The 22,415-nt window shown below is 69.8% G+C and carries 18 protein-coding genes; 7 read left to right on the top strand and 11 right to left on the bottom strand.

The window, feature by feature from the left end:
- The first annotated feature begins 30 nt into the window (after positions 1-30).
- Positions 31-1,755, top strand: a complete 1,725-nt coding sequence (locus tag WG212_RS06300; RefSeq protein ID WP_337186226.1) for an arylsulfatase — start codon at positions 31-33, stop codon at positions 1,753-1,755.
- A 91-nt stretch (positions 1,756-1,846) separates the two neighbouring features.
- Here WG212_RS06300 and WG212_RS06295 read toward each other — a convergent pair whose 3' ends face one another.
- A complete protein-coding gene (locus WG212_RS06295) occupies positions 1,847-4,162 on the bottom strand; it encodes a TonB-dependent receptor (protein ID WP_337186225.1) in 2,316 nt (771 codons plus the stop codon).
- 289 nt (positions 4,163-4,451) lie between these two features.
- Between WG212_RS06295 and WG212_RS06290 the strand changes: the two genes are divergently transcribed.
- Both WG212_RS06290 and WG212_RS06285 read left to right on the top strand, forming a co-directional pair.
- Positions 4,452-6,062, top strand: coding sequence for a long-chain-fatty-acid--CoA ligase (locus WG212_RS06290; RefSeq protein ID WP_337186224.1), 1,611 nt, complete (start codon positions 4,452-4,454; stop codon positions 6,060-6,062).
- Positions 6,063-6,142: 80 nt separating this feature from the next.
- Positions 6,143-7,066: an alpha/beta hydrolase gene (locus WG212_RS06285; protein WP_337186223.1), complete on the top strand. Its 924-nt coding sequence runs from the start codon at positions 6,143-6,145 to the stop codon at positions 7,064-7,066.
- Positions 7,067-7,073: 7 nt separating this feature from the next.
- Here the strand turns inward: WG212_RS06285 and chrA are convergent, their stop codons facing one another.
- A complete protein-coding gene (chrA, locus tag WG212_RS06280) occupies positions 7,074-8,279 on the bottom strand; it encodes a chromate efflux transporter (protein ID WP_337186222.1) in 1,206 nt (401 codons plus the stop codon).
- 128 nt (positions 8,280-8,407) lie between these two features.
- On the opposite strand from chrA, the gene WG212_RS06275 reads away from it, so the two are divergent.
- Positions 8,408-9,490 (top strand): Zn-dependent alcohol dehydrogenase, encoded by a 1,083-nt coding sequence (locus WG212_RS06275; protein WP_337186221.1) that lies wholly within the window; start codon positions 8,408-8,410, stop codon positions 9,488-9,490.
- Between the two features lie 86 nt (positions 9,491-9,576).
- On the opposite strand, the gene WG212_RS06270 is transcribed toward WG212_RS06275, so the two are convergent.
- From WG212_RS06270 to ctrA, 7 genes are all read right to left on the bottom strand, one after another.
- Positions 9,577-11,691: a TonB-dependent siderophore receptor gene (locus WG212_RS06270; RefSeq protein WP_337186220.1), complete on the bottom strand. Its 2,115-nt coding sequence runs from the start codon at positions 11,689-11,691 to the stop codon at positions 9,577-9,579.
- A 100-nt stretch (positions 11,692-11,791) separates the two neighbouring features.
- Positions 11,792-12,784, bottom strand: coding sequence for an alpha/beta hydrolase-fold protein (locus WG212_RS06265; RefSeq protein WP_337186219.1), 993 nt, complete (start codon positions 12,782-12,784; stop codon positions 11,792-11,794).
- A gap of 116 nt (positions 12,785-12,900) precedes the next feature.
- The gene (locus WG212_RS06260; protein ID WP_337186218.1) at positions 12,901-13,704 is read right to left on the bottom strand and encodes a methyltransferase domain-containing protein; all 804 of its coding nucleotides are present in this window, start codon (positions 13,702-13,704) and stop codon (positions 12,901-12,903) included.
- Between the two features lie 69 nt (positions 13,705-13,773).
- Entirely contained in the window at positions 13,774-15,114 is a 1,341-nt protein-coding gene (locus WG212_RS06255) for a M23 family metallopeptidase (protein WP_337186217.1), read from the bottom strand.
- A 219-nt stretch (positions 15,115-15,333) separates the two neighbouring features.
- Complete coding sequence (gene arsC / locus WG212_RS06250) at positions 15,334-15,684, bottom strand: arsenate reductase (glutaredoxin) (protein WP_337186216.1); 351 nt, start codon at positions 15,682-15,684, stop codon at positions 15,334-15,336.
- A gap of 49 nt (positions 15,685-15,733) precedes the next feature.
- Entirely contained in the window at positions 15,734-18,118 is a 2,385-nt protein-coding gene (locus WG212_RS06245; protein ID WP_337186215.1) for a M20/M25/M40 family metallo-hydrolase, read from the bottom strand.
- 107 nt (positions 18,119-18,225) lie between these two features.
- Positions 18,226-18,927 carry a cell cycle two-component system response regulator CtrA gene (gene ctrA / locus WG212_RS06240; protein WP_293377969.1) on the bottom strand — a complete coding sequence of 234 codons (702 nt, stop codon included), beginning with the start codon at positions 18,925-18,927 and terminating at the stop codon, positions 18,226-18,228.
- A 284-nt stretch (positions 18,928-19,211) separates the two neighbouring features.
- Between ctrA and WG212_RS06235 the strand changes: the two genes are divergently transcribed.
- The 3 genes from WG212_RS06235 (at position 19,212) to WG212_RS06225 (ending at position 21,386) form a co-directional block, all read left to right on the top strand.
- Positions 19,212-19,574: a hypothetical protein gene (locus tag WG212_RS06235; RefSeq protein WP_337186214.1), complete on the top strand. Its 363-nt coding sequence runs from the start codon at positions 19,212-19,214 to the stop codon at positions 19,572-19,574.
- Between the two features lie 67 nt (positions 19,575-19,641).
- Positions 19,642-20,979 (top strand): flagellar protein export ATPase FliI, encoded by a 1,338-nt coding sequence (fliI, locus tag WG212_RS06230; protein ID WP_337186213.1) that lies wholly within the window; start codon positions 19,642-19,644, stop codon positions 20,977-20,979.
- Positions 20,976-21,386, top strand: a complete 411-nt coding sequence (locus WG212_RS06225; protein WP_337186212.1) for a flagellar export protein FliJ — start codon at positions 20,976-20,978, stop codon at positions 21,384-21,386. The genes fliI and WG212_RS06225 overlap by 4 nt, the downstream gene beginning before the upstream one ends.
- 34 nt (positions 21,387-21,420) lie before the next feature.
- On the opposite strand, the gene WG212_RS06220 is transcribed toward WG212_RS06225, so the two are convergent.
- Positions 21,421-22,188, bottom strand: a complete 768-nt coding sequence (locus WG212_RS06220) for a sulfite exporter TauE/SafE family protein (RefSeq protein ID WP_337186211.1) — start codon at positions 22,186-22,188, stop codon at positions 21,421-21,423.
- 61 nt (positions 22,189-22,249) lie between these two features.
- Positions 22,250-22,415 (bottom strand): adenylyl-sulfate kinase (locus WG212_RS06215; protein WP_337186446.1); only part of this gene is annotated, 166 nt, incomplete at its 5' end.

Below are 22,415 nucleotides of genomic sequence, written 5' to 3'. Positions count from 1 at the left end.
GACGTCCATCGGCAGGCAGGGCCACACCTCATGATCCACCGCCGCGAGCTGCTCCTGTCCCTCCTGGGGACTTCGGCGCTGGGAACGTCGGCGATGGCGGGCCCCGCACCATCCCGGACGACCGGTTCCAGGCCCAACATCGTCGCGATCGTGCTCGACGACCTGGGCTTCTCCGACCTGGGGTGTTTCGGCGGCGAGATCCGCACGCCCAACATCGACCGGCTGGCCGGACGCGGGCTGCGCTACAACCGCTTCGACACCAAGGCCGTCTGTTCGCCCACGCGCGCGTCGCTGATGACCGGCCGAAACGCCCATACGGTCCGGATGCCCGACGTCCCCGACGTTCTCTCGGTTCCGGGGGGCGGGCCCTATCCCGAGGGGGCGTTCCACATCCCGGCCGAGGCGCAGAACATGGCCCAGGCTCTGAAAGGCGCGGGCTACGCCAACTGGCTCGTCGGCAAGTGGCACCTCGTCCCGATGGACCAGCTCGACGATCCCGCCAAGGGCGACGCCTGGCCGCTCCAGCGCGGCTTCGACCGGTTCTACGGCTTTGCGCGCGGCTGGACCGACCAGTACCGCCCGGCCCTGGTCGAGGACAGCCGCTACATCAGCCCGGAGCTGCCCGCCGACTACCATCTGTCGGCCGATCTGGTGTCGCGTTCGGCCGACATGATCCGGGATCATCGCGCGTCCCGGCCGGAACAGCCGTTCTTCCTCTACCTGGGCCTGGGTGTCGCCCATTCGCCGATCCAGGTCCCGGCCCGCTACGCCGACGCCTATGCGGGGGTCTACGAGAAGGGATGGGACGCCATCCGCGCCGAACGGTTCGAGCGCATGAAGCGGATGGGGGTGATTCCCGCCGACACGTCCCTGCCGCCCCGCGAGGCCAGCGACCGGGCCTGGACCGACCTGAGCGACGACGAGCGCGTCGTCTTCGCCCGCCACATGGCGCTCTATGCGGGCTTCGTACAGCATGCCGACGAGCAGATCGGCCGGCTGCTGGAGGCGCTGGAGGCCACGGGGCAGGCCGGGAACACGATCGTCGTTCTGCTGTCCGACAACGGGGCGGCGTCCGAGGCGGGGCAGGCGGGCGTCTTCGACGGCCTCTACCGTCCCAACACGCTGCCGCCGTCCGAACAGCGGGCGCGGCTGGCCGAACTGGGCGGCCCCGGCAACCAGTCCCAGTATCCGCGTCCCTGGGCCTTCGCCGGATCGACGCCGTTCCAGCGCTACAAGCTGTGGCCGCATCTGGGCGGAGTCCGGGCGCCGCTGATCGTCTCGTGGCCGGCCGTGATCCGCGACGGCGGCGCGATCCGCAGCCAGAACCTCGACGTGGTCGATGTGGCGCCGACGCTGCTGCAGGCCGCGGGCGCGGCGTTCGCCGAAACGGTGGGCGGGCGGCCACAGCTTCCCGTCGCCGGCCGCTCGTTCGGCGCAAGCCTCACCGATCCCCGGGCGCCGGACCCGCGCGACACCCAGTACTTCGAGCTGCGCGGCAGCCGGGCCATCCGCTCCGGCCGCTGGCGGGCGGTGGCCATGCATCCGTGCGGCGAGCCCTTCGAGGACGACCGCTGGGCGCTGTATGACCTGGAGGCCGACTTCAGCGAGAGTCGCGACGTGGCCGAGCGGCATCCCCAGGTGCTGGCGCGGCTGAAGCGCCTGTGGGCGCAGGAGTGGTCGCGTCATTCGCCCCATCCCCTGACCCAGCCGCCGCCGCGCATCTGCGAGAGCCTCGCCCGCTACGACAGCCATTGACGGCGGCGCCCGCCGGTCGACCCACGAGAAAAAGGGCGGCGCATGGGCGCCGCCCTTCATGTTTTCGCAGACCGTGTCCGTGGGCGGCGGGTCAGAAGTTGACCCGCGCCTCCACGCCCACGCGGCGGAACGCGTCCGGCGTCAGCGTCTGGGTGTAGCCGGCGCCGGTAGCGTTGTTGTCGAGGAAGCCTGTGCCGATCCCCGACACGAACTGCTTGTCCAGCAGGTTGCGGGCGAAGGCGATCACCTCGTAGCGGCCATCCTGGCTGGCCAGTCCGAGGTTCGCGTTCAGCAGGCCGTAGCCCGGCTGGCGCGCGTTCGGGTCGCGATAGGTGAAGAACACCGACGAGCGGTAGCTGTATGAGGCGTCCGCGATCAGGTCGAACGGTGCGTTCTCCAGCGCATGCCGGTAGCGCGCCGCCAGGGTGTACGACCACTTGGGCGCGTTGGTCAGGTCGCTGCCGGTCACTTCCTGCCGGCCGCCGGCGCAGCCCAGCGCCGCGGTCTGGCCGGGGTAGCAGGCCGGGGCGAAGGCCTCGACCCGGGTGTCGGCATAGGCGACGTTGGCCGAGAGCTGGAACGCGCGGATGGGGCTGTACTGGGTTTCCAGTTCCACGCCGCGCGACCGCAGCTTGCCCGCGTTCGACAGCGCGAAGCTGGTCGTGGCGGCGTCGAAAGTCTGGGCCTGGAAGTTGCGGAACTCGGTGTGGAAGGCCGTCAGGTTGAAGGTCACCCGTCGGTCGAAGGGGGTCGAGCGCAGGCCCATCTCGTAGTTGTGGACCTTCTCGGGCCGGAGCACGTGGCTGCCGGAGTTCACCACTGCGGCGCTCAGGTTGTTGAGCAGGTTGATGGCCTGGCCTTTGTAGCCTCGTGAGTAGGTCGCGTAGACCATCAGGTCGTCGTCGACCTTGTACTGCGCGCCGGCCTTGTACGAGACGTCGTCGTCCTTGGCGGTCAGGTTCGGTGCGTTGAAGGCCGGTCCGCCCAGGCCGGGCACGGCGCCCAGGCCGCCGGCCGGGATCGTCCGGAGGAAGCGCGCCTTCAGCTTCTCGTTGGTGTAGCGGAGGCCGCCGATCAGCCGGAACTGGTCGGTCACGTTCAGGGTCGCCTGGCCGAAGACCGCGTAGTTCTTCGTCCGGATCGCCCGGTCGATGAAGTTGTGGAAGTAGCCGTTGCCCGGCAGCACCTGGCCGAAGTTGCCGCGGACCTCGGTGGTCGTGGCGACGTCCTGGTCGAAGTAGAACAGCCCCGCCACGTACTCCAGCCGCTGGCCGGCAGGCGAGCTGATCCGGATCTCCTGGGTGAACTGCTCCTGGTCCTGGTCGGCGCCGTTGATGTTCAGCAGGTTCAGGGGGCTGTTGTCGGAGTCGTTGTTGTCGACCACGTTGAACTCGCGATAGGCGGTGATCGAGGTCAGGATCACCGCGCCCAGGTCCTTGCTGGCCTCGATCGAGGCGCCCCAGGTCTTCTGGTCGTTGAACGCCAGTCCGTCGAAGTTGGCCTCGCGGCTGAACGGTCCCACGTCCACGCCCGCGAATAGCGACGCCCGGGTCGGGCCGGTTGGCCCGAGATAGCGGGTGGTGGGCAGGATCGAGCGCGAGGTGGTCACGCAGCAGTCCTGATCGGCGCGTGTGTAGTCGAGGGTCGCGTAGAGGTCGAAGGTCTCGTCCGGGCTCCACGCGACCTTGCCGCGCACGCCCCACGAATTCAGGCCGTTCATGTCGCGGCCGTCGAACACGTTGGTGATGAAGCCGTCCGAACGATTGTAGAAGCCCGACAGGCTGGCCGCGGCTTCCCCCGCCTTCAGCGGAACCGACACCGAGCCCTTGGCCCGCACCTCGTCGAATGTGCCGTAGCTCAGCGAGGCGCGGCCGGTCGTCTCGTTCAGGTTCGGCCGCGCGGTGACGATGTTGATCACGCCCGCGGCTGCGTTCTTGCCGAACAGCATGCCCTGCGGGCCGCGGAGCACTTCGATCCGTTCGACGTCGTTGAAGTCGAAGAACGACGCGGCGCTGCGCCCGATCACGACGCCGTCGACCACCACCGAGACCGACGGCTCGACGCCGTCCGAGAAGTTCAGGGTGCCGATCCCGCGCACCGACAGGCCCTGGCCGCGGGTGTTGGCCGAGGGCGTGAAACTGAGCGACGGCGAAAGCTGCTGAAGCTGCTGGAGGCCGGTGATGTGGCTGTTCTGGAGGGTCTCGGCCGAGACCACGTTCACCGAGACCGGGACATCCTGAAGGCGCTCCGAACGCTTCTGGGCGGTGACCACCAGTTCGCCCAGCGTGGCGGCGCCGTCATCCGCGCCCTGCGCCAGGGCCGGAGCTCCCAGGATCGCCGCCAGGGCAGCGCCCAGCAGCAGCGACGCGCGCCGGACCGCAGCCGGCGCCATGATTCCATGACGCATGTGACCTCCCCTTTGCGTGGAGCCGCCGGTTCATCCGATGGCCGGCTCCCTGGTTATGGCGCCGGTTTCGGTGGGAGGCGTAAATATGTCAACGCAAAAGTATCGAAAATAGGAACGGGAGGGCGCTCCGTCGGCGAGGTGTCGTCGAAAGGTCACGCCTTTGACCGTCGGATGGGGCCTGTCGCGCTGGGTCAGGCGGGTTGGAAATCCGCTTTCCGGACAGGGAAGGCTTCATCCCGGCGGCGTCGGCCTCTAGCGTGACGGCGCAAAGAAGAGGGAAGAAACGGACATGCGCGCATTGATGATGGACCGGCCGCTGACGCTGCCTTCGATCCTGGAGCATGCGGCGCTCTATCACGGCGACCGCGAGGTGGTGACGCGCACGGTCGAGGGGCCGATCCACCGCTACAGCTATCGCGACGCCCTGGCGCGGGCGAAGCAGATGGCGAGGGCGCTGTTGCGGCTGGGCGTGAAACCGGGCGACCGGGTGGCCACCCTGGCCTGGAGCACCCACCGCCATTTCGAACTCTATTTCGCCGTCACGGGGATCGGGGCGGTGCTCCACACCATCAATCCCCGCCTGCACGAGGATCAGATCGTGTGGGTGGCCAACCACGCCGAGGACGCGGTCCTCTTCTTCGACATCACCTTTGCCGACGAGGTGGCCCGGCTCGCGCCGCGCATGCCGACGGTGAAGACGGTGGTGGCCATGACCGACGCGGCCCATGCTCCGACCGGTGTCCTGGTCTACGAGGACCTGATCGCCGCCGAGACGGCCGACTTCGACTGGCCCGAGCTGGACGAGCGGCAGGCGTCGGGCCTCTGCTACACGTCAGGCACCACCGGAAACCCCAAGGGCGTGCTCTACGGCCACCGCTCCACGGTGATCCATGCGCTGGCGCTGGCGCTGCCCGACGCCTTCGATCTGTCCGCTCGCGACACCGTCCTGCCCTGCGCCCAGATGTACCACGCCAACGCCTGGTGCACGCCGTATGCGGCGCCGCTGGTGGGGGCCAAGCTGGTGCTGCCCGGCCGCCAGCTCGACGGGCCCTCGATCTGCGAACTGGCGACCGGGGAGGGGGCGACCTTCCTCCTGGGCGTTCCCACCATCTGGGTCGGCGTGCTGGACCACCTGGACCAGACGGGCGGCCGTCTCTCCACGGTGCGCAACGTGGCCATCGGCGGCTCGGCGCCCACCGCGGCCCTGATCGACCGGGTGGAGGAGAAGCTGGGCGCCACGGTGCGCCAGATCTGGGGCATGACCGAGATGAGCCCGCTGGGGGTCATCAACACCGCCCTGCCCAGGCACGCCGGCGAGGACCGGGCCGCCGCCACCCGGCGCAAGCTGAAGCAGGGCCGAGGCCTCTGGGGCGTCGACCTCCGGATCGTGGACGAGGCCGGCGTGGAGCAGCCCCGCGACGGCCAGAGCCCCGGCGCGTTGCAGGTGCGAGGTCCCTGGACCGCCTCGGCCTATTTCAAGCAGGACGGCGCGACCGCCTTCACCGAGGACGGCTGGTTCGACACCGGCGACATCGCCACGATCGACGCCGAGGGCTACCTGCGCCTCACCGACCGGGCCAAGGACGTGATCAAGTCGGGCGGGGAGTGGATCTCGACCCTCGATCTGGAGGACGCCGTCTGTTCGCACCCGGCCGTGGCCATGGCGGCGGCGGTCGGTATGCCGCATCCCAAGTGGGACGAGCGGCCCCTGTTGCTTGTGGTGTTGCGGCCGGGCCATTCGGCCGAGCCCGAGGCGCTGAAGGGCCATGTCGCCGAACGCGTGGCGAAGTGGTGGACGCCGGACGAGGTGCGGATCGTGGACGCCCTGCCCATCGGGCCGACCGGAAAGGTCCTGAAACGCGAATTGCGTGAGCAACTGGCGATCGCGCCGGCTTCGTGAGGGCGGCGCCATAGAACCGCCGCCTCCACCGTGCGTTAGCGTCTTCAGGTGACACTGTAGAGCCGGTCGGAGGTGGGTGCGTGGCGCGGAAGCGACCGAAAGGAGTCCTGGCGATGGGCTGGGCGGCGATCGAGGCCGCGGCCCGCGGGCGCACGGAGCATGCGCCGACGTCGCTCGACTATCCCGACACGGTGGTGCGCCGGACCAGCTTCACGGCCGGCGGCGGCCACGGCTGGCGCATCTCGGCGCTCGAGACGCCGCGCGAGAGGCCGACCGCCTGGAAGATCGTGGTGATCACCGGGGCGCCATCATGGGCCGAGTACTGGGCCGAGACCCTGGCCGAGCTCCCGCGGGACCGCGAGATGATCGTGGTGGACCGCCCGGGCTATGCGGGGTCCGAGCCTCTGCATCCCGTCACCGACATCCGTGTCCAGGCCGAGGCGCTGGCGCCCGTACTGCGGGCCGCGCGGGGCCAGAAAGTGCTGCTGGTGGGCCAGAGCTACGGCGCCGCCATCGCCTCGATCATGGCCGACCAGAACCCGGGCCGAGTGGCGGGCCTGGTCCTTCTCTCCGGCTTCTTCGGCGAGGCGGGCCCTACGGCCCGGTGGCTGCTCGACATGGGCGGTCGGACCCTGAAGGTGATCCCCAAGGACCTGCGCCACGCCGTCATCGAGGTGACGGGCCAGAAGCCGCAGCTCCGCCACGCGCAGCGGGCGCTGGGCCGGCTGGGCGTCCCGATCCACATGATCCACGGCGACAAGGACGACTTCGCCCCGCTGGAGGTCGCCGAGAAGCTGGCGGCCGAGACGGTGACCCGCCGCCCGATCCGCGTGATCCGCACCGAGGGCGCCAACCACTTCCTGAACGACGGCCCCGCCGAGATCCTGATCGAGGCGCTGGAGTCATGCCTGCCCCCGCGCAAGGCCGCCTGGGCCTTCCCCTGGCCCGACCTCGCCGGCTGGTGGCCCTTCAAGCCGGCGCCGAAGACCGCGACGGCGGGGTAGCGACCCGTCAGCCCAGCAGCAGCCCCGTCGCGACGGCGAAGCCGATGACCACCAGCCAGGGCGGCAGCTTGGCCACCTGGAGGAACACGAAGGCCGCCGCCAGCAGGGCCCAGTCGGCGGGCCGCCGGATCGTCTCCATCGTCACGGGGTCCCAGAGCGTGGCGGCGAGCACGCCGACCACCGTCGCGCCGACGCCGGCCATGAAGCCGCGCGCCCAGCCCTCGCGCTTCAGCCGGTCCCAGAAGGGCAGGGCGCCGGTGACCAGCAGCAGGCTGGGCAGGAAGATGGCGAAGAGGGCGATCAGGCCGCCCACGACCCCGCGCGGCCCATAGCTCTGTGCAGCGCCGACGAAGCCCGCGAAGCTGAACAGCGGTCCGGGCAGGGCCTGCATCACGCCATAGCCGGCCAGGAAGGTGTCACGGTCGACCCACCGGCTCGCGACCACCTCGCGTTCCAGCAGCGGAAGCACCACGTGGCCGCCCCCGAACACGAGCGAGCCGGTTCGGTAGAACACGCTAGCGAGGCCCAGCCCGGGATTCTGGAGCGCCACCGCGAGCACGGGCAGGCCGATCAGCAGCAGCACGAACAGCCCCAGCGCCATCAGTGCGCTGCCCGTGTCCACGACCGGCCCGTCCAGGTTGGGCGCGGGCGCGGCGGGTTCGCCGCGCAGCATGAGGACGCCGAACAGGCCGCCGGCCAGGATCACGGCGATCTGGGCCGCCGCGCCCTGCGCCATGAACAGGCCCAGCCCGGCGCCGATGGCCAGCCCGGCGCGGATCGGCCCTACCGCCAGCGTGCGCGCCATCTGGACCACGGCCTGCAGCACCACCGCCGCGGCGGCCAGCTTCAGCCCGTGCAGCCAGCCGTCGCCGAACTGCCGGATCAGGTCTTTCGACGAAAGGCCCAGCAGGATCATGGCCGTCGCCGCGGGGAGGGTGAAGCCCGCGAAGGCGGCGAGCGCACCGGCCAGCCCTGCCTGCCGCAGCCCGATCGCCATGCCGATCTGGCTGGACGCCGGCCCCGGCAGGAAGTTCGACAGGGCGATCAGGTCTGCGAACGCCGCCTCCGAGACCCAGCCCCGCCGCTCCACGAACTCGCGGCGGAAGTACGCGATGTGGGCCACGGGGCCGCCGAACGCCGTCAGCCCCTGTTTCAGGAACGCCAGGAAGACGTCGACGGCGGTCACGGCCCGGGTGGATGGCGCAGCGTCCATGATCCGCTAGATGGAAGGCCCGGCGGGGCCTGTCGACCCTTTTGCCCGAAGGGGCTTCCCACCGCCGTCTGAACAGCGATAAGTCTTCGGTCAAACACCAGTTCGAGATTTTGAGAGAGGGGAACGCCATGAAGGCCGCCGTTCTGCGCGAAGTGGGCAAGCCGCTTCAGATCGAGGATGTGAAGATCTCCAAGCCGGGCCCGCGCGAGGTGCTGATCCGCACGGCCGCGGCCGGCGTCTGCCACTCGGACCTGCATTTCATCGAGGGCAAGTATCCTCACCCGATGCCGGCGGTCCTGGGCCATGAGAGCGCGGGCGTCGTCGAGGCGGTGGGTTCGGAAGTCCGCAGCGTGAAGCCGGGCGACCACGTCATCACCTGCCTCTCGGCCTTCTGTGGCCATTGCGACCACTGTGTGACCGGCCATATGGCCCGCTGCGTCTCGCCCGAGACCAAGCGCCGCGAGGACGACGAGCCGCGCCTGACCACCGACCATGGCCCGATGCTCCAGTACCTGAACCTGTCGTCGTTCGCCGAGCAGATGCTGATCCACGAGAACGCCTGCGTGGCGATCCGCAAGGACATGCCGCTGGACCGCGCCGCCCTGATCGGCTGCGGCGTGATGACCGGCGTCGGCGCCGTGATCCACACCTCGAACGTCCGTCCGGGCGACACGGTGGCCGTGATCGGGTGCGGCGGCGTGGGGCTGGCGGCCGTCAACGGCGCGGCGCTGGCCGGCGCGGGCCGGATCATCGCCATCGACATGGCGCCGGGCAAGGAGAACCTGGCCAAGTCGATGGGGGCCACCGACTTCGTCCTCGGCGGTCCGGATGCCGTGAAGACCGTGCTGGAGATGACCCGCGGCGGTGTGCAGCACAGCTTCGAGGCCATCGGCCTGGCCGCCACCGCCGAGCAGGCGTTCAACATGCTGGCCCGCGGCGGCACCGCCAACGTCATCGGCATGATCCCGGTGGGCCAGACCATCAGCCTGATGGGCGCCGCCTTCCTGGGCGAGAAGCGCATCCAGGGCTCGCTGATGGGTTCGAACCGCTTCCCGGTCGACATGCCGCGCCTGGTCGACGCCTACATGGCCGGCAAGCTGCACCTGGACGACATGATCAGCCGCCGCATCCGGCTCGACCAGGTGAACGAGGCCTTCGAGGAAATGAAGACCGGCGCCGTCGCCCGCTCGGTCATCGTCTTCGACGCCTGATCCGTGGAGGCGTCCGGGGCGCGCCCGCGCGCCCCGGTGAGCCCCCTCGGCGCCGTCGCCCGTCGCCTGTCGTCCGTCGCCCGCGTTCAGTAGCGCGCCCGGAGCGTCACCCGGTAGCTGCGGGGTTCGCCATAGTAGTTGCCGTTCCGCGTGTAGCGGATGCGCGTGTAATACACCTTGTCGAACAGGTTGTTGATCGACGCCTGGAGCCGCAGGCCGGGACGGAGTTCACGTCCCGCCTGGACGCCCGCGATCGCGTAGCCCGGCTGGACAACATTGTCGCCGACCGACTTCGTGAAGATGCTGAACGATCCGCCGACGTCCCAGCCGCGCATCGCTCCGTCCACGAACCTGTAGTTCGTCCAGAGTTTCAGGCTGTGCTTGGGGCTGATGGCCGTGAACGGCCGGCCCGCGTTCGTCACGTCCTTGGTGTACTTGTTGGTGTTGTAGGCGTAGCCGCCGGCGACCATCCAGTCGGGGGTGATCCGGCCCGCCACCTCGATCTCCGCACCCGTGCTGCGCACCTCCCCACTGGCGACGTAGAACCCCGAGCCATCGGGATAGTCCGGGTCGGGCTGGGCGCGGTTGGCCTGGGTGATCCGGTAGGCGGCCAGGGACAGCAGCATCCGGCCGTCGAAGATCGCCCCCTTCAGGCCGGCCTCGATCTGGCCCCCGGTGATCGGGTCGATCGGGTCGCCCTCGTCCGTGCGCTGCGACTGCGGGGTGAAGGTGTCGGCATAGCTGAGGTAGGCCGTCCAGACGGGATCGATCGTATAGACCACGCCGGCGTACGGCGTGAACTGCCCGTCCACCTCGTAGCCGGTCGTCGGGCTCACTCGCCAGGGCGACTGGGCGTTGGTCCGACTGGACGAGGTGGAGCGGGTCTTCCAGTGGCTGAGCCGGCCGCCCAGCACCACGGTGAGCCGGTCGGCGGGGCGTAGCCGCGCCTGGCCGTAGGCGCCGTACTGTTCCGTCAGGCCCTCGCTCCGGCTGGTGTAGGGCAGGTTCGGGCGCGGGATGGCGGGCGTGGGATTGTAGACGTCCACCACGAAGAAGCTGCCCACCCGTCCCAGGAGGCTCTCGGACGTCTGCTTCTGGTAGTCGGCGCCCACCAGCAGGTTGTGTTCACGACCGAAGAGGCGGACCGATCCCGTGAGGTTGAGGTCGGCGGATGTCTGCTCGGTCTCGCCGTCGCTCTGCTGTGCGCCCAGGGTGTTGAGCCCGCTGGTCGGCGTGACCGACGGATTGCCGAGGTAGGCGAAGGGACGGAAGGCGTCCTGGCGGGCCTGTTGCACCGTCCCGCGCAACTCCCATCCGCCGGGAAGAGCCTGCGTGACGTCGGCGAAGATCACGTGGCTCTCCTCGCGGATGACGTTCCAGGGCGCGCCGATGTAGGTCGAGCGGGGCAGCGGGATGAGCCCGCCGTCCACGTAGCCGGGCAGGCCGGTCTGCACGGGGGTGGACAGCGTCTGGTAGTGCCCCCCGACCGCCAGCGTCGTCGTCGGCGTGACGTCGGCCTCGACCACGCCATAGGCGATCCCGCGCTGGCTCTGGGCCACATCGAAGAAGTAGTTCTGCTCCTGGGCCGCGCCGGAGACGCGGGCGCGGATCGCGCCGCCCGGGCTGAGGGGGAGCGAGACGTCCAGGTCGCCACGATAGTTCTGCCACGAACCGATGCTGAGCCCGAGCGAGGCGCTGGCGGTCCGCGAAGGCCGTTTGCGCACGAGGTTGATGCTGCCGGCGGGGCTGCCGGCGCCGCTGAACAGGCCGGCCGGGCCGCGGAGGATCTCCACCCGCTCATAGATGGCCAGGTCGGGCGTCGTGCCTGGGAAGCTGATCCCCGCCACTCCGTCGATCAGGTAGTTCGAGATGTTGAACCCGCGCGAGATGAGCGACGGGTTCTCGGGGTTGGAGCCGGTGACGGTGATCCCCGGCGTCAGCAGCATCAGGTCCTCCAGCGTGGCGATGTCGCGGAGATCCATCTGCTCGCGGGTCGTCACGGTTATGCTGTTCGGGACTTCCTGGAGCGGCGTGGCCGTCTTGGCGCCGGCCGCCAGGATCTTGCTGCCGGTGACGACGATCTCCGACACCGTCGCGCCGGACGCCGCCGCGGCCTCGCCGGCCTCCGCGGCTGTGGCGGCGAGGGCGGCGCAGAGGGCGGCGCTGGCGAACAGGCGATGGGGCAGGGCTGGGTTGGGCATCGGGCGCGATCCATCATGGCGCGGCGGCTCGGCCGCTGCGGCGGTTGGGAAGGAGTGACGGGGTCGGTCGGGCCGCGGCGGCGGCGGCGGCCCGGCCGGGTCAGCCGCTGGCGGCGAGCCGCAGGGCCGGCGTCAGCGAGGCGGCAAGCATCTGGCCGTGGTTGAGGCCGGGGAACTCCTGGTACGTGATGTCCACGCCGCCCTTCGCCAGCCGGTCCGTGATCGCGCGCAGGAGGCCCGGCGGCGCCGTGCGGCCGGTCGTGGTGTCCGCCAGCCGGTTGGCCGCTGGAGCGGGGGGCGCGGCGGGCGCCGGGGGCGGGGCCGCCGCCGCCGGAGCGGGCGTGGCCGCCGGGGCGCGGGCTGTCCGGCCCACGCCAGACATGATCCGCACGACCCGCCCGGCGCCGCGTTCGGGAGGGAAGGCCGCGAGCCTGTCAGCCAGCACCCCGTCATGGAACCACAGTGAGGGGTCGCCCGCGGCGTAGCGTTGATAGAGGCCGGTGTGGTTCGCGAAGGTGTGGAGCGTGAAGAGGCCGCCGTACGAATGGCCCCAGAGGGTCTGGCGGCTGGTGTCGATCCGGGCGGCCTGCGCCACCCGCGGCTTGATCTCCCGTTCGATGAAACCGGCGAAGATGTCCGCTCCCCCGCCTAAACGACCCCGGACCACGGGTGTGATCGGCAGGCCGTCGCGGATCACGGGCGGCGTGTAGTCATAGGCGCGCGCCAGCACGTCGTTCCGCGCACGCGTGTCATATCCGATCGCCACCAGGACCGGCGGCGACAGTCGGTCGATCTCGATGAGGGCCTGCTCGGTGAGGTCGGCCATCGCCGCGTTCCCGTCGAGCATGTAGATGACCGGATATCCGGCTGCCGGCGGCGCCCGCCTCGGAATGCCGACCTGGACCCAGTAGCGGCGCAGGCCATCGGTCGAAGAGATCAGGAACGACGAGAACGTGTAGAGCGGCGTCCCGCGGTCCGCCACCGTCGGGGCGGCGACGCGGTCGCGGATCGAAGGCTGCGCCATGCTCGCCCCAGGCGCCATCCAGCAGCCGGCGGCGACTGCCGCCCCGAACATCAGATATCTACGATTCATGACAACCCCCTGCGATACTGCAGGGCTATAATTGCTATTGAGAGTCATTCGCAATAGCAGCGTGGAAACATTCCGACGTTCTCCGCGCGTGGGAGGTTGCAGAACGGGCGATGGAGTCAGGTCGTCTTGGGGCGCATCACCAGCCACGGCGTCTGCCGCTGGCGCCATTCCCAGACCGCGAGGAGCTGGTCCAACTGGGGCATGTCCATGAGCCAGGGAGGGCCGGTGACCGTCTTGGCTTGAAGATCCTCCCGGACGATGTCGTGGCTGGGTGAGAACCGCGCCATCATCGTCGCCAGGGCGTTGCGGCGATAGAGGTCATGAGTCTCGACGATGATGCTCATGCCCCTCAGCGCGGGGCTGAGGTCGGGCTGGAGGATGTCGACCTCGGCGCCCTCGGCGTCCACCATCACCAGCACGCGCCGTCCTGCGAAGGCCTCGAAGCCGTCTGGGCTGAACTCCCCGCCGATCCGCACGCGATCCGCCACGCCGTTGCGCTGCGCCAGCTCGGCGCAGGCGGTGCGCGCCTTGGGATCGATGTCGAAGGCGTGGACCTCCACCTGCGGCATCATCCGCGCCAGGCCCACGGCGTAGTAGCCCTCCGCGCAGCCCACATCGATCACGCACTCCAGGCCTTCGGCCGCGAAGGCCTCAAGGTGGGGATGCAACTCGGATTCGTAGGTGCCGAGCAGCCGGGGAATCAGCGCGCCCTCGGTCGCGTTGCGCACGTAGTCCATGCCTGCAAAGGGGCCGCCCCAGATCCGCGGGCCTTCACGCTGGACGTAGGTGTTCGCCAGCATCTTCGAGCGCCAGAGAGCCAGCAGCCGGAGGTGACCGTTCAGGGTCTCCTGATCGGCGTCCGCGGTCCAGCCAGCGACCTGCTCGCGGACCAGGCGGATGGCGTTCGTCGTCAGGCCCATCGGCGCTCCAGCGGTCAGCTCAGAACACCTGTTATTCGCCCTGGCCTCATCGGCGCAAGGCCGACGCCCTCAGCGACCGGAAGCGCTTTCCAGGTTGGCCACCGTCCGCGCCGGAATGGGCCCTTCCGCCAGGAGGCGCTCGACACGCGTTTTTTCGGCCTTGAAGCGCGCCAGCTCACGGCCGGCGAGCACCGTGCCCTGCGGCACCTTGGCGCCCACGGGATTCACCCGCCGCCCGCCCTGCCAGACCTCGTAGTGGAGGTGGGGACCTGTGGACATGCCGGTGGACCCCACATAGGCCACGACCTGGCCCTGGCGCACCTTGACGCCGGGCCGCACGCCCTTGGCGTATCGCGAGAGGTGAGCGTAGCCAGTGTCCCAGCCGCCCGAATGCCGGATCTGTAGCCAGTTGCCGTAGCCGCCCCAGCGCTGGGCCTTCACCACCACCCCATCGCCGGCGGCCAGGATCGGGGTTCCGTGGCCGGCGCCGAAGTCGACCCCCTGGTGCGCCCGCGCGTAGCCCAGGATCGGGTGCCGGCGCTGCCCGAAGCCCGAGGTGAGGCGCGCGCCATCGATCGGCGTGCGCAGGAGGAAGCCGCGGACGTTCTTGCCGTGCTCGTCGAAGTAGTCGACCTGGCCGTCATCACGCTCGAAGCGGAAGAACTTCACGCCGTGCAGTTCGGCGTAGGTCAGGTCACCCGTCTCGATGGTGCGGCCGCTCTCGGTCACCTTGCGGTCGAACACCAGGCGGAAGTCGTCGCCCGGCTGGATGTCGCGCTGGAAGTCCAGCTTGTGGGCGAACAGCTTGGCCACCTGCGCGGTGATCGCGGGCGTCGCCCCCAGGCGCTGGGCGCTCTGGTAGAGCGAACCCTGGATTTCGCCGTGGGCGACGGTGGTCTGCTCGGTGACCTTCTCCTCCAAGGCTCTGAGGCGGAGGGCGCCGTCGAACGTCCGCGAGACGGTCACCGCCGTCGCCGGCCCGGTGCGCATGGACAAGCCGACCAGCCTGGCCTCGCCGTCGCCGGCCCTGGGCTGCGCCACCGCCGCGTCGAACGTGAGTCCCGCCTTGATCCGCACGGTGTCCATAGCCCGGCTCAGGGTTCCAACCATGAGCTGGGCGTCTTCGGCGCTCACGCCCGCGCGCTGGACGGCGCGCTCGAGGGTCTCGCCGGGGCGCACCGAGACCGAGACGTTCTCCGCGCGGCCATAGCCGGGCTGCGCTTCGGCGCGGGTGAAGGCCGCGTGCTGGAGGGCGGTGGCCTGGGCCGGAGCCAGGGCGGGGCCCGGGCCGCCGCCCAGCCGCAACGCCGTCTGCCATCCCACCAGGCCGGCCACCGTGGCCACGGCCAGGCCTATGGCGACGCGCGGCGCGTGGCGGGTCGAGAATTTACGCGGGTCGAACTCCTGCATCGCCACCCCTGCTTAGCGACAGACACTCAACTCCGGGTGAATGGAGCCGCCGTTGCGCCCCCGGGATTCCCCGGCGCGCCTTCGGTAGGCGCAACTCGCTTGAAATCACGGCAATTACGCGGCCTTACGTCCGGCTTCGGTCCCGGGCTGTTCGTCCCAGGCTGTTTGTGTCGGGCTGTTTGTCCCAGGCTGTCGTGTCGGGCTTCCTGTCTCAGGCGGTCAGATCAAACCGAGCACCAGTTCGGCGGGACGGCACAGCGCCGCACCCTTCGAGGTTGCGACGATAGGCCGATTCACCAGGATCGGGTCGATGATCATGGCGGCGATGATCGCATCGTCCGAGACGGAAGGGTCGGTGAGCCCCAGCTCGTCGGCCTTCGTGCCCCGCACGCGCAGGATGTCCCGCACGCTTCCGCCCATTCGCGTCACGAGGTCTTCGATCTGGCCCTTGGTCCACCCCGCCTTCAGGTACTCCACCACCTGGGGTTCGATCCCCTTCTCGCGCAGCAGGGCGAGCGTGTTGCGCGAGGTGCCGCACGAGGGGTTGTGATAGATGACGACGTTGCTCATGCCGTTCCCGATAGCGCGGTGGCCGAAGCCCGTCACCTCACGAAGCCGGCTACCAGGTGAAAGCCCGTGAGCCGGAGACGAAGGTTGAATCCGAAGTATCCCAGGCCATCACGTCGGCCGGCCGCGAGGGGAGGGGGGCGACCCCTGCCGGCCAGCGGTCGAAGCCCGCGGTATAGCGGACGTCGAGCCGCCCGGGACCGCCGGGCCGGATCACGAGGTCCAGGCCGTCGCCGGGCGCCTGCCACATCACCCTCACCCACTGGCCGGCGGGCAGGGCCAGCCCGGCCGCGACGCCTTCCACGCTGGTGACCTGGGCGGCCGTGGTGGCGCGGAGCTGAAGGGCCAGGGTGCGCGCACCGGGCGGCGTGACCGCGCGGAGCTCCAGCCGCCCGTCGGGCGCCTGGGTCGCGCTGATCTCGGGGGAAGGTTCCGCCGTCGGAGCGGTGGGCGCTGCCAGCATCGGCCGCCGCCACGCCCAGTGCCGGGTGAGCTGCGGCTCGCTCCCCTCGGCCCACAGGACCTTGCGGGTCCAGTCGGTCCGGTCGAACTCCGGGCTGTAGCGCCAGGCCCGGCCGGTATCCTGGTCCAGCTGGTAGGCGACGTAGCTCGCCTGGGGATACCGTGGCGACCAGGGCGACTCGGCGCGGATGAACAGCGTCAGCGCCAGGCCGCCGAACAGCAGCAGGCCGCCGATCACCAGCCCCTTCTGTGCGCCGGCGTCAGGCTGGGCCAGGGGCCAGACCACCAGACCTGCGGTCAGCATCTGGATGGCGAACAGAGGCATCAGGTCCATCGCCTCGAACGCGAAGTGCGAAAGGCCGCCCTGCCACCCCAGGGCGCCGGCCGCGAGCACGACGAGGATGATCGTGGGGATCAGGCCGCGCTTGGCGCTCAGGGCGGTCGCCATCGCGCCCACCGCCCCCACCAGCAGCGGCCAGACCACGACGTAGGAGGCCGCCGGTGCAAGCGCCTGGAGAACCACCGCGATGACGAATCCCAGGCCCAGCACCCCCGCCCACGCGCCCTTGCGTCCCGCGCGCCCGGAATAGACGAAAACGCCGATGACGCCGGCGACGACGCCCGCCACGGCGCCGATGACGTCGAACTCGCCGAACATCGAGCAGGCCAGGCCCAGGACCGCCGGGATCGCCGCCATCCAGCGCCGGCCGCGGGCGAGGTCGCCGGCCGAAAGCATCAGGAAGCCCAGCGACATGAGCATGATCGCCCATTCCCAAGGCGTCGCCTGGGCCAGGAGGAACCGCTGGTCGATGAAGCCGAAGCCGGCTCCCGTCAGCCGGCGGGCGAACTGGAGGACAGCCACCGTGCCGATGGCGCCGAAAGCCAGGGCCCCCGCGCCGCGAAGGATGTCGGCGGCCGGGAACTCGCCTGAGTGCCGCGCCCACCGCACCGAGAAGGCCAGCATCACGGCGATCGCCAGCAGGATCACCCAACCGAACCAGACCGGGTAGGCGATGACGGTGTCGCCGAACAGGTTGGCGTAGATGGGCGAGGGCGCCTTGCCCGGCAGTTCCGGCGCGAAGGCCGCCTCGGCGACGACGGCCAGCGCCTGGGCCCCCATGTCCTGCAGCGAGCCGCGCTCCAGGTTCCGCGGGGTGGAGGTGGCGCTGTGATAGTCGAACAGCCGGCCGATGATCGCATAGTTCAGGCCGGGTATGCCGGCTTCCAGCGTCTCGGTCAGGTCGGTGTCGTTCGGCATCCGCTCGTAGAGCATGACCGACAGCGAGGACGAGGCGGGCTTCACCGCCGTCTTCCGGAAGAGGTCGATCAGCTCGCCGTTCTGCGGGCTGGTCTGGAACATGTTGGCCCGCCCCGTCGAGCCCCGAGCCTCGAGGTTGACCACCAGGCCGATCCGCTTCGCCAACGGGTCGCGGCGGAAGAAATGGTTGGCGCCCAGGAGGCCCGCTTCCTCGCCGTCGGTGACGATCAGGATCACGTCGCGCGCGGGCGCCCCGCGGGCCTTGATGGCCCGGACGGCCTCCAGCGAGGCGGCCACGCCCATGATGTCGTCGGCGGCGCCGGGAGATCCGGCCACGCTGTCGTAGTGCGACATGATCGCCACCGCCGGCTTGCTCCGGTCCCGGCCGGGCAGGACGCCCACGACGTTCTCCACCGGCCCGGCGATGAGCAGGTCGGACGCGCGCCGAGGCTGGACGACGCCTACCCCGGGGCGGACTTCGGGCGACAGGCCCAGTTCGGCCATCCGGCCGACCAGCAGGTCGCGCACCCTGGCGTTGGCCGGCGAGCCCATCGGATGCGGCTCCTGAGCCAGAAGCGTGACGTCGGCGAAGGCGCGCTCGGCCGAGAACTCCACAGCCGGTGCGCCGACGGGCGCGGATTCCGGCAGAAGCTGGTCGCTGAACGCGATCCACGAGCCCAGCATCAGCGCCACGAGCAGCGCGAAATAGCGACGCACGCCCCGACCCTCCCCGTTTGAGTCCTTGAGGAAGGCTAGACCGCGTCGCGCCAAAACGAAAACGCCCGGCCGCTGGGCCCGGCGTTCGCGATGCCGGACAGGCGGCCTCAGGCGGCGACGGTGATCGCGCCTTCCTGCGGGTCGCGCAGCACATAGCCACGTCCCCAGACCGTCTCGATATGGTGCTTGCCGTCGGCGGCGGCGGCCAGCTTCTTGCGAAGCTTGCAGATGAAGACGTCGATGATCTTCAGCTCGGGTTCGTCCATGCCGCCGTAGAGGTGGTTCAGGAACATCTCCTTGGTGAGCGTCGTGCCCTTCCGGAGGGAGAGCAACTCCAGCATCTGATATTCCTTGCCCGTCAGGTGGACGCGGATGCCGTTCACTTCGACGGTCTTGGCGTCGAGGTTCACCACGATGTCGCCGGTCTTGATGACCGATTGCGCATGGCCCTTGGAGCGGCGGACCACGGCGTGGATGCGGGCGACCAGCTCATCCTTGTGGAAGGGCTTGGTCATGTAGTCGTCGGCGCCGCCGGAGAAGGTCTTCACCTTCGTTTCGATCTCGGCCGTGCCCGAGAGGATCATGATCGGAGTATTGATCTTGCCCACGCGAAGCGTCCGGAGGACGTCCATGCCGGACATGTCAGGCAGGTTCAGGTCGAGGAGGATCAGATCGTAGTCGTAGATCTTGCCGAGATCGACACCTTCCTCACCAAGATCGGTGGTATAGACGTTGAATCCTTCCGACTTCAGCATCAGCTCGATGCTTTGCGCCGTCGCGCTGTCGTCCTCGATCAACAATACGCGCATTAGGCTCTCCTGCCGCGTCGCCGCATTCCGCACGAATTCTGGTGAACTCGCCCCATGGATCGTCGTTAACCTGCCCTACCGTCCTTTAAGACCGGTTAATGAGGCTGGCTCCCCGTCGAGAATCGTTAATCTGATTTGAGAATCCGACTCAAGCTGGGCCTCGCCCCCGACGAGTCGTCGGCGTGTTGAATCTTTCGTGATTGGACAGGGGTGTCGAAGCGTGGGGCGGGAACGCCTTGTGCGGACAGGGGTTTTGTCCGGAACAGTCCTGTTCGGAGACCTCCATGGTAGACCTGCCCAAGACCCTCGAATCCTATCGCATGCCGTGGCGGCGCGACCCGTTGAAGCAGGGGGCGGCTCTCGCTCCCGTCATGCGCTACGCCGCGCGTCATCCGGCCCTCCTGGTCGGCGCCGCCGTGGTCGGTCTGGCCGGGGTCCTGGCCTGGCGCAACCGCGAGAAGATCGGCGCGGCCGCGCAACCTGTTCTCGACGATGCGCGCCACAAGGGCCAGGCGCTGCTGGACGACGCGAAGGCCAAGGGCGAAGCCATCGTGGAGCAGGCCCGGACGGCGGGTGAGAAGGTCGCGGCCAGGGCCCGGACGCGGCGAACCGCCGCGCCGGCGCCCACCGTTCCCGACTTGCACTGAGGCCGGGTCTTCACACCCCCTTAAGCACGGCGGGCGAATAGTCCCGCCACAGCTTGAGGGGTGGGCGTTGCAGAGCCTCGTGGCCGCGGTCGAGCGGCTGGATCCACTGACAGTTTCGGGTCGCGTCGCGGCCGTGAACGGCCTCCTGATCGAGGCGCGCGGCGGCCTGTCGCGGTTGGCCGTCGGCGCTCGCGCCGAGATCACCCGCTTCGCGGAGAAGCCGGTCGCGGCCGAGGTGGTCGGCTTCCGAGAGAACCGCGCCCTCCTGATGCCCTTCGGCCCGGTCGAGGGCGTGGCCCCCGGCGCCGAGATCCGCATCCAGCCCCTGGGCTCGGCGGTGCGCCCCAGCAAGGCCTGGCTCGGCCGCATCGTCGACGCCTTCGGCGAGCCGATCGATGGAAAGGGGCCGCTGCCGCAGGGGATCGCCGCCTATCCGCTGCGCGCCTCGCCGCCCTCGGCTCACGCCCGCGCCCGCGTGGGCGAGCGTCTGGACCTGGGGGTCCGGGCCATGAACGTCTTCACGACCTGCTGCCGCGGTCAGCGCCTGGGCGTCTTCGCCGGGTCGGGGGTGGGCAAGTCGGTGCTGCTCTCGATGCTGGCCAAGAACGCCGAGTGCGACGCGGTCGTGGTCGGCCTGATCGGCGAGCGGGGCCGCGAGGTCCGCGAATTCATCGAGGAGACCCTGGGCGAGGAGGGGCTGCGACGCGCGATCGTGGTGGTCGCCACGTCGGACGAGCCGGCGCTGAAGCGCCGGCAGGCCGCTTACATGACCCTGGCGCTCGCCGAATTCCTGCGGGACCAGGACATGGAAGTCCTCTGCCTGATGGACTCCGTCACCCGCTTCGCCATGGCCCAGCGCGAGATCGGCCTGGCCGCGGGCGAGCCGCCGACCACCAAGGGCTACACGCCCACCGTCTTCACCGAGCTGCCCAAGCTCCTGGAACGCGCCGGTCCCGGGCCGATCCGCCCCGACGGCACCAAGGCCGGCCCGATCACGGGCCTCTTCACCGTGCTGGTGGACGGCGACGACCACAACGAGCCGATCGCCGACGCCGTGCGCGGCATCCTGGACGGCCACATCGTCATGGAGCGCGGCATCGCCGAGCGCGGCCGCTTCCCCGCCATCAACGTGCTGAAGTCGATCAGCCGGACCATGCCCGGCTGCCAGTCGATGGAGGAGCGCGAAGTGGTGCGCCAGGCGCGCGAGAGCCTGTCGGCCTACGCGAACATGGAAGAGCTGATCCGCATCGGCGCCTATCGCGCCGGCGCCGACCCGCTGATCGACCGGGCCATCGCGCTCAATCCCGCGGTCGAGCGGTTCCTCTCGCAGAACCCGAACGACGCCACCAGCCTGGAAGCCAGCTTCTCGGGCCTCTCTGACATCCTGAGCGGAGCCTCCGAGTGAGCTGGGCCGAATCCCTGATCAAGTTGTCGACCTATGAGGCCGAGGTGCTGCAGAAGCGCCTCGCCGAGATCGTCGACCGGCGCGTGGCGGGGGAACTGCGCCTGGCCATGCTGGACGCCGAGGGCGAGGCGGAGATGGCCTTCTCGGCCCAGGACGCCGCCGCGGGCATCTATCGCGCCGGCTTCTTCGAGGGACTTAAGATTCGCAAGGCGAGGGTCCAGGCCGAGATCGACGTCATCCTCGTGGAGGAACAGGGCGCGCGGGACGCGCTGGCCGAGGCGTTCGAGGCCCAGAAGAAGTACGAGCACATCGCCGAGAACATCCGGCTGGAAGCGCGCAAGGAGGCTGGCCGCCGCGAGGCCGCCGCGATGGACGAGATGGGCCTGCGTAAGCGCGCGGCGGTCTGATCCCGAGCCTTGTCGGCGCCGCCTCGGCGAGGCCTCAGAAAAGCATCCAGGCCTGCCAGGCCGCCAGCGAGACGACCAGAAGGCCGACGATCCAGGTGAGCGCGCGGGTGGGCAGCACCTTCGTCATCCATCCGGCGAGCGGGGCCGCGATGACGCCGCCCACGATCAGCCCGGCCAGCGACCACAACAGGCCGTCCAGGCCTTCGGTTTCCCAATGGCCGGTCAGCAAACTCACCAGGAAGGCGCCCGCCGTGGCGGCTGCGACGAAGACCTCGGCCGTGTTGGTCGTGCCGATCGCCTTGCGCGGGTCTGCGCCGGCGCCCATCAGCGAGCTGGTCACGACGGGACCCCAGCCGCCGCCGCCGATGGCGTCGAAGAAGCCGCCGACGAGACCGAGCGGAAACGGGGACTTCCAGGAGAACACCTTGGGCCGCGCCTGGCGCCAGGCGCGATAGAGGATGATGAGGCCCATCAGGAAGAGCCAGGCGACCACGTAGGGTTTCACAGCTTCCCCTGGAACCGAGGTCAGCACATAGGTTCCGCCGACGCCGCCCACGACGCCGCCGCCGGAGAGCAGCGCCAGCAGCTTCCAGTCCACGTTGCGGTAGAGGATGTGCGACAGCCCCGAGGCCGCGCCGGTGAAGACCTTGGCCGCGTGCACGCTGGCCGAAGCGTTGGCCGGAGTGACGCCGAAGCTCAGCAGCACCGAGGTCGAGATGACGCCATACGCCATGCCCAGCGCGCCATCGACGAGCTGGGCGGCGAACCCTACGGCCAGGAAGAGCCAGAAATCGGGATCCACGGGCGCGTCAGCCCACGTCCTGCGCCGAAGCGGCGTCGGTCAACATGCCCCCCTCGCGCCGCTAGATGCCAGGATCGAACGCGCCTTCCAGCCACTGGAAGATCCGCTGGGCGGCGTCTTCTGGGGGAAGGGTGGTGGTGTCGATGTGGATCTCGGGGTGTTCGGGGGGTTCGTAGGGGGAGTCGATGCCGGTGAAGTTCTTGAGCTGTCCGGATCGGGCCTTGGCG

It is taken from the genome of Phenylobacterium sp. (assembly GCF_037189685.1).
Taxonomy (GTDB): Bacteria; Pseudomonadota; Alphaproteobacteria; order Caulobacterales; family Caulobacteraceae; genus Phenylobacterium.
This window is presented reverse-complemented; position numbering and strand designations above follow the sequence as displayed.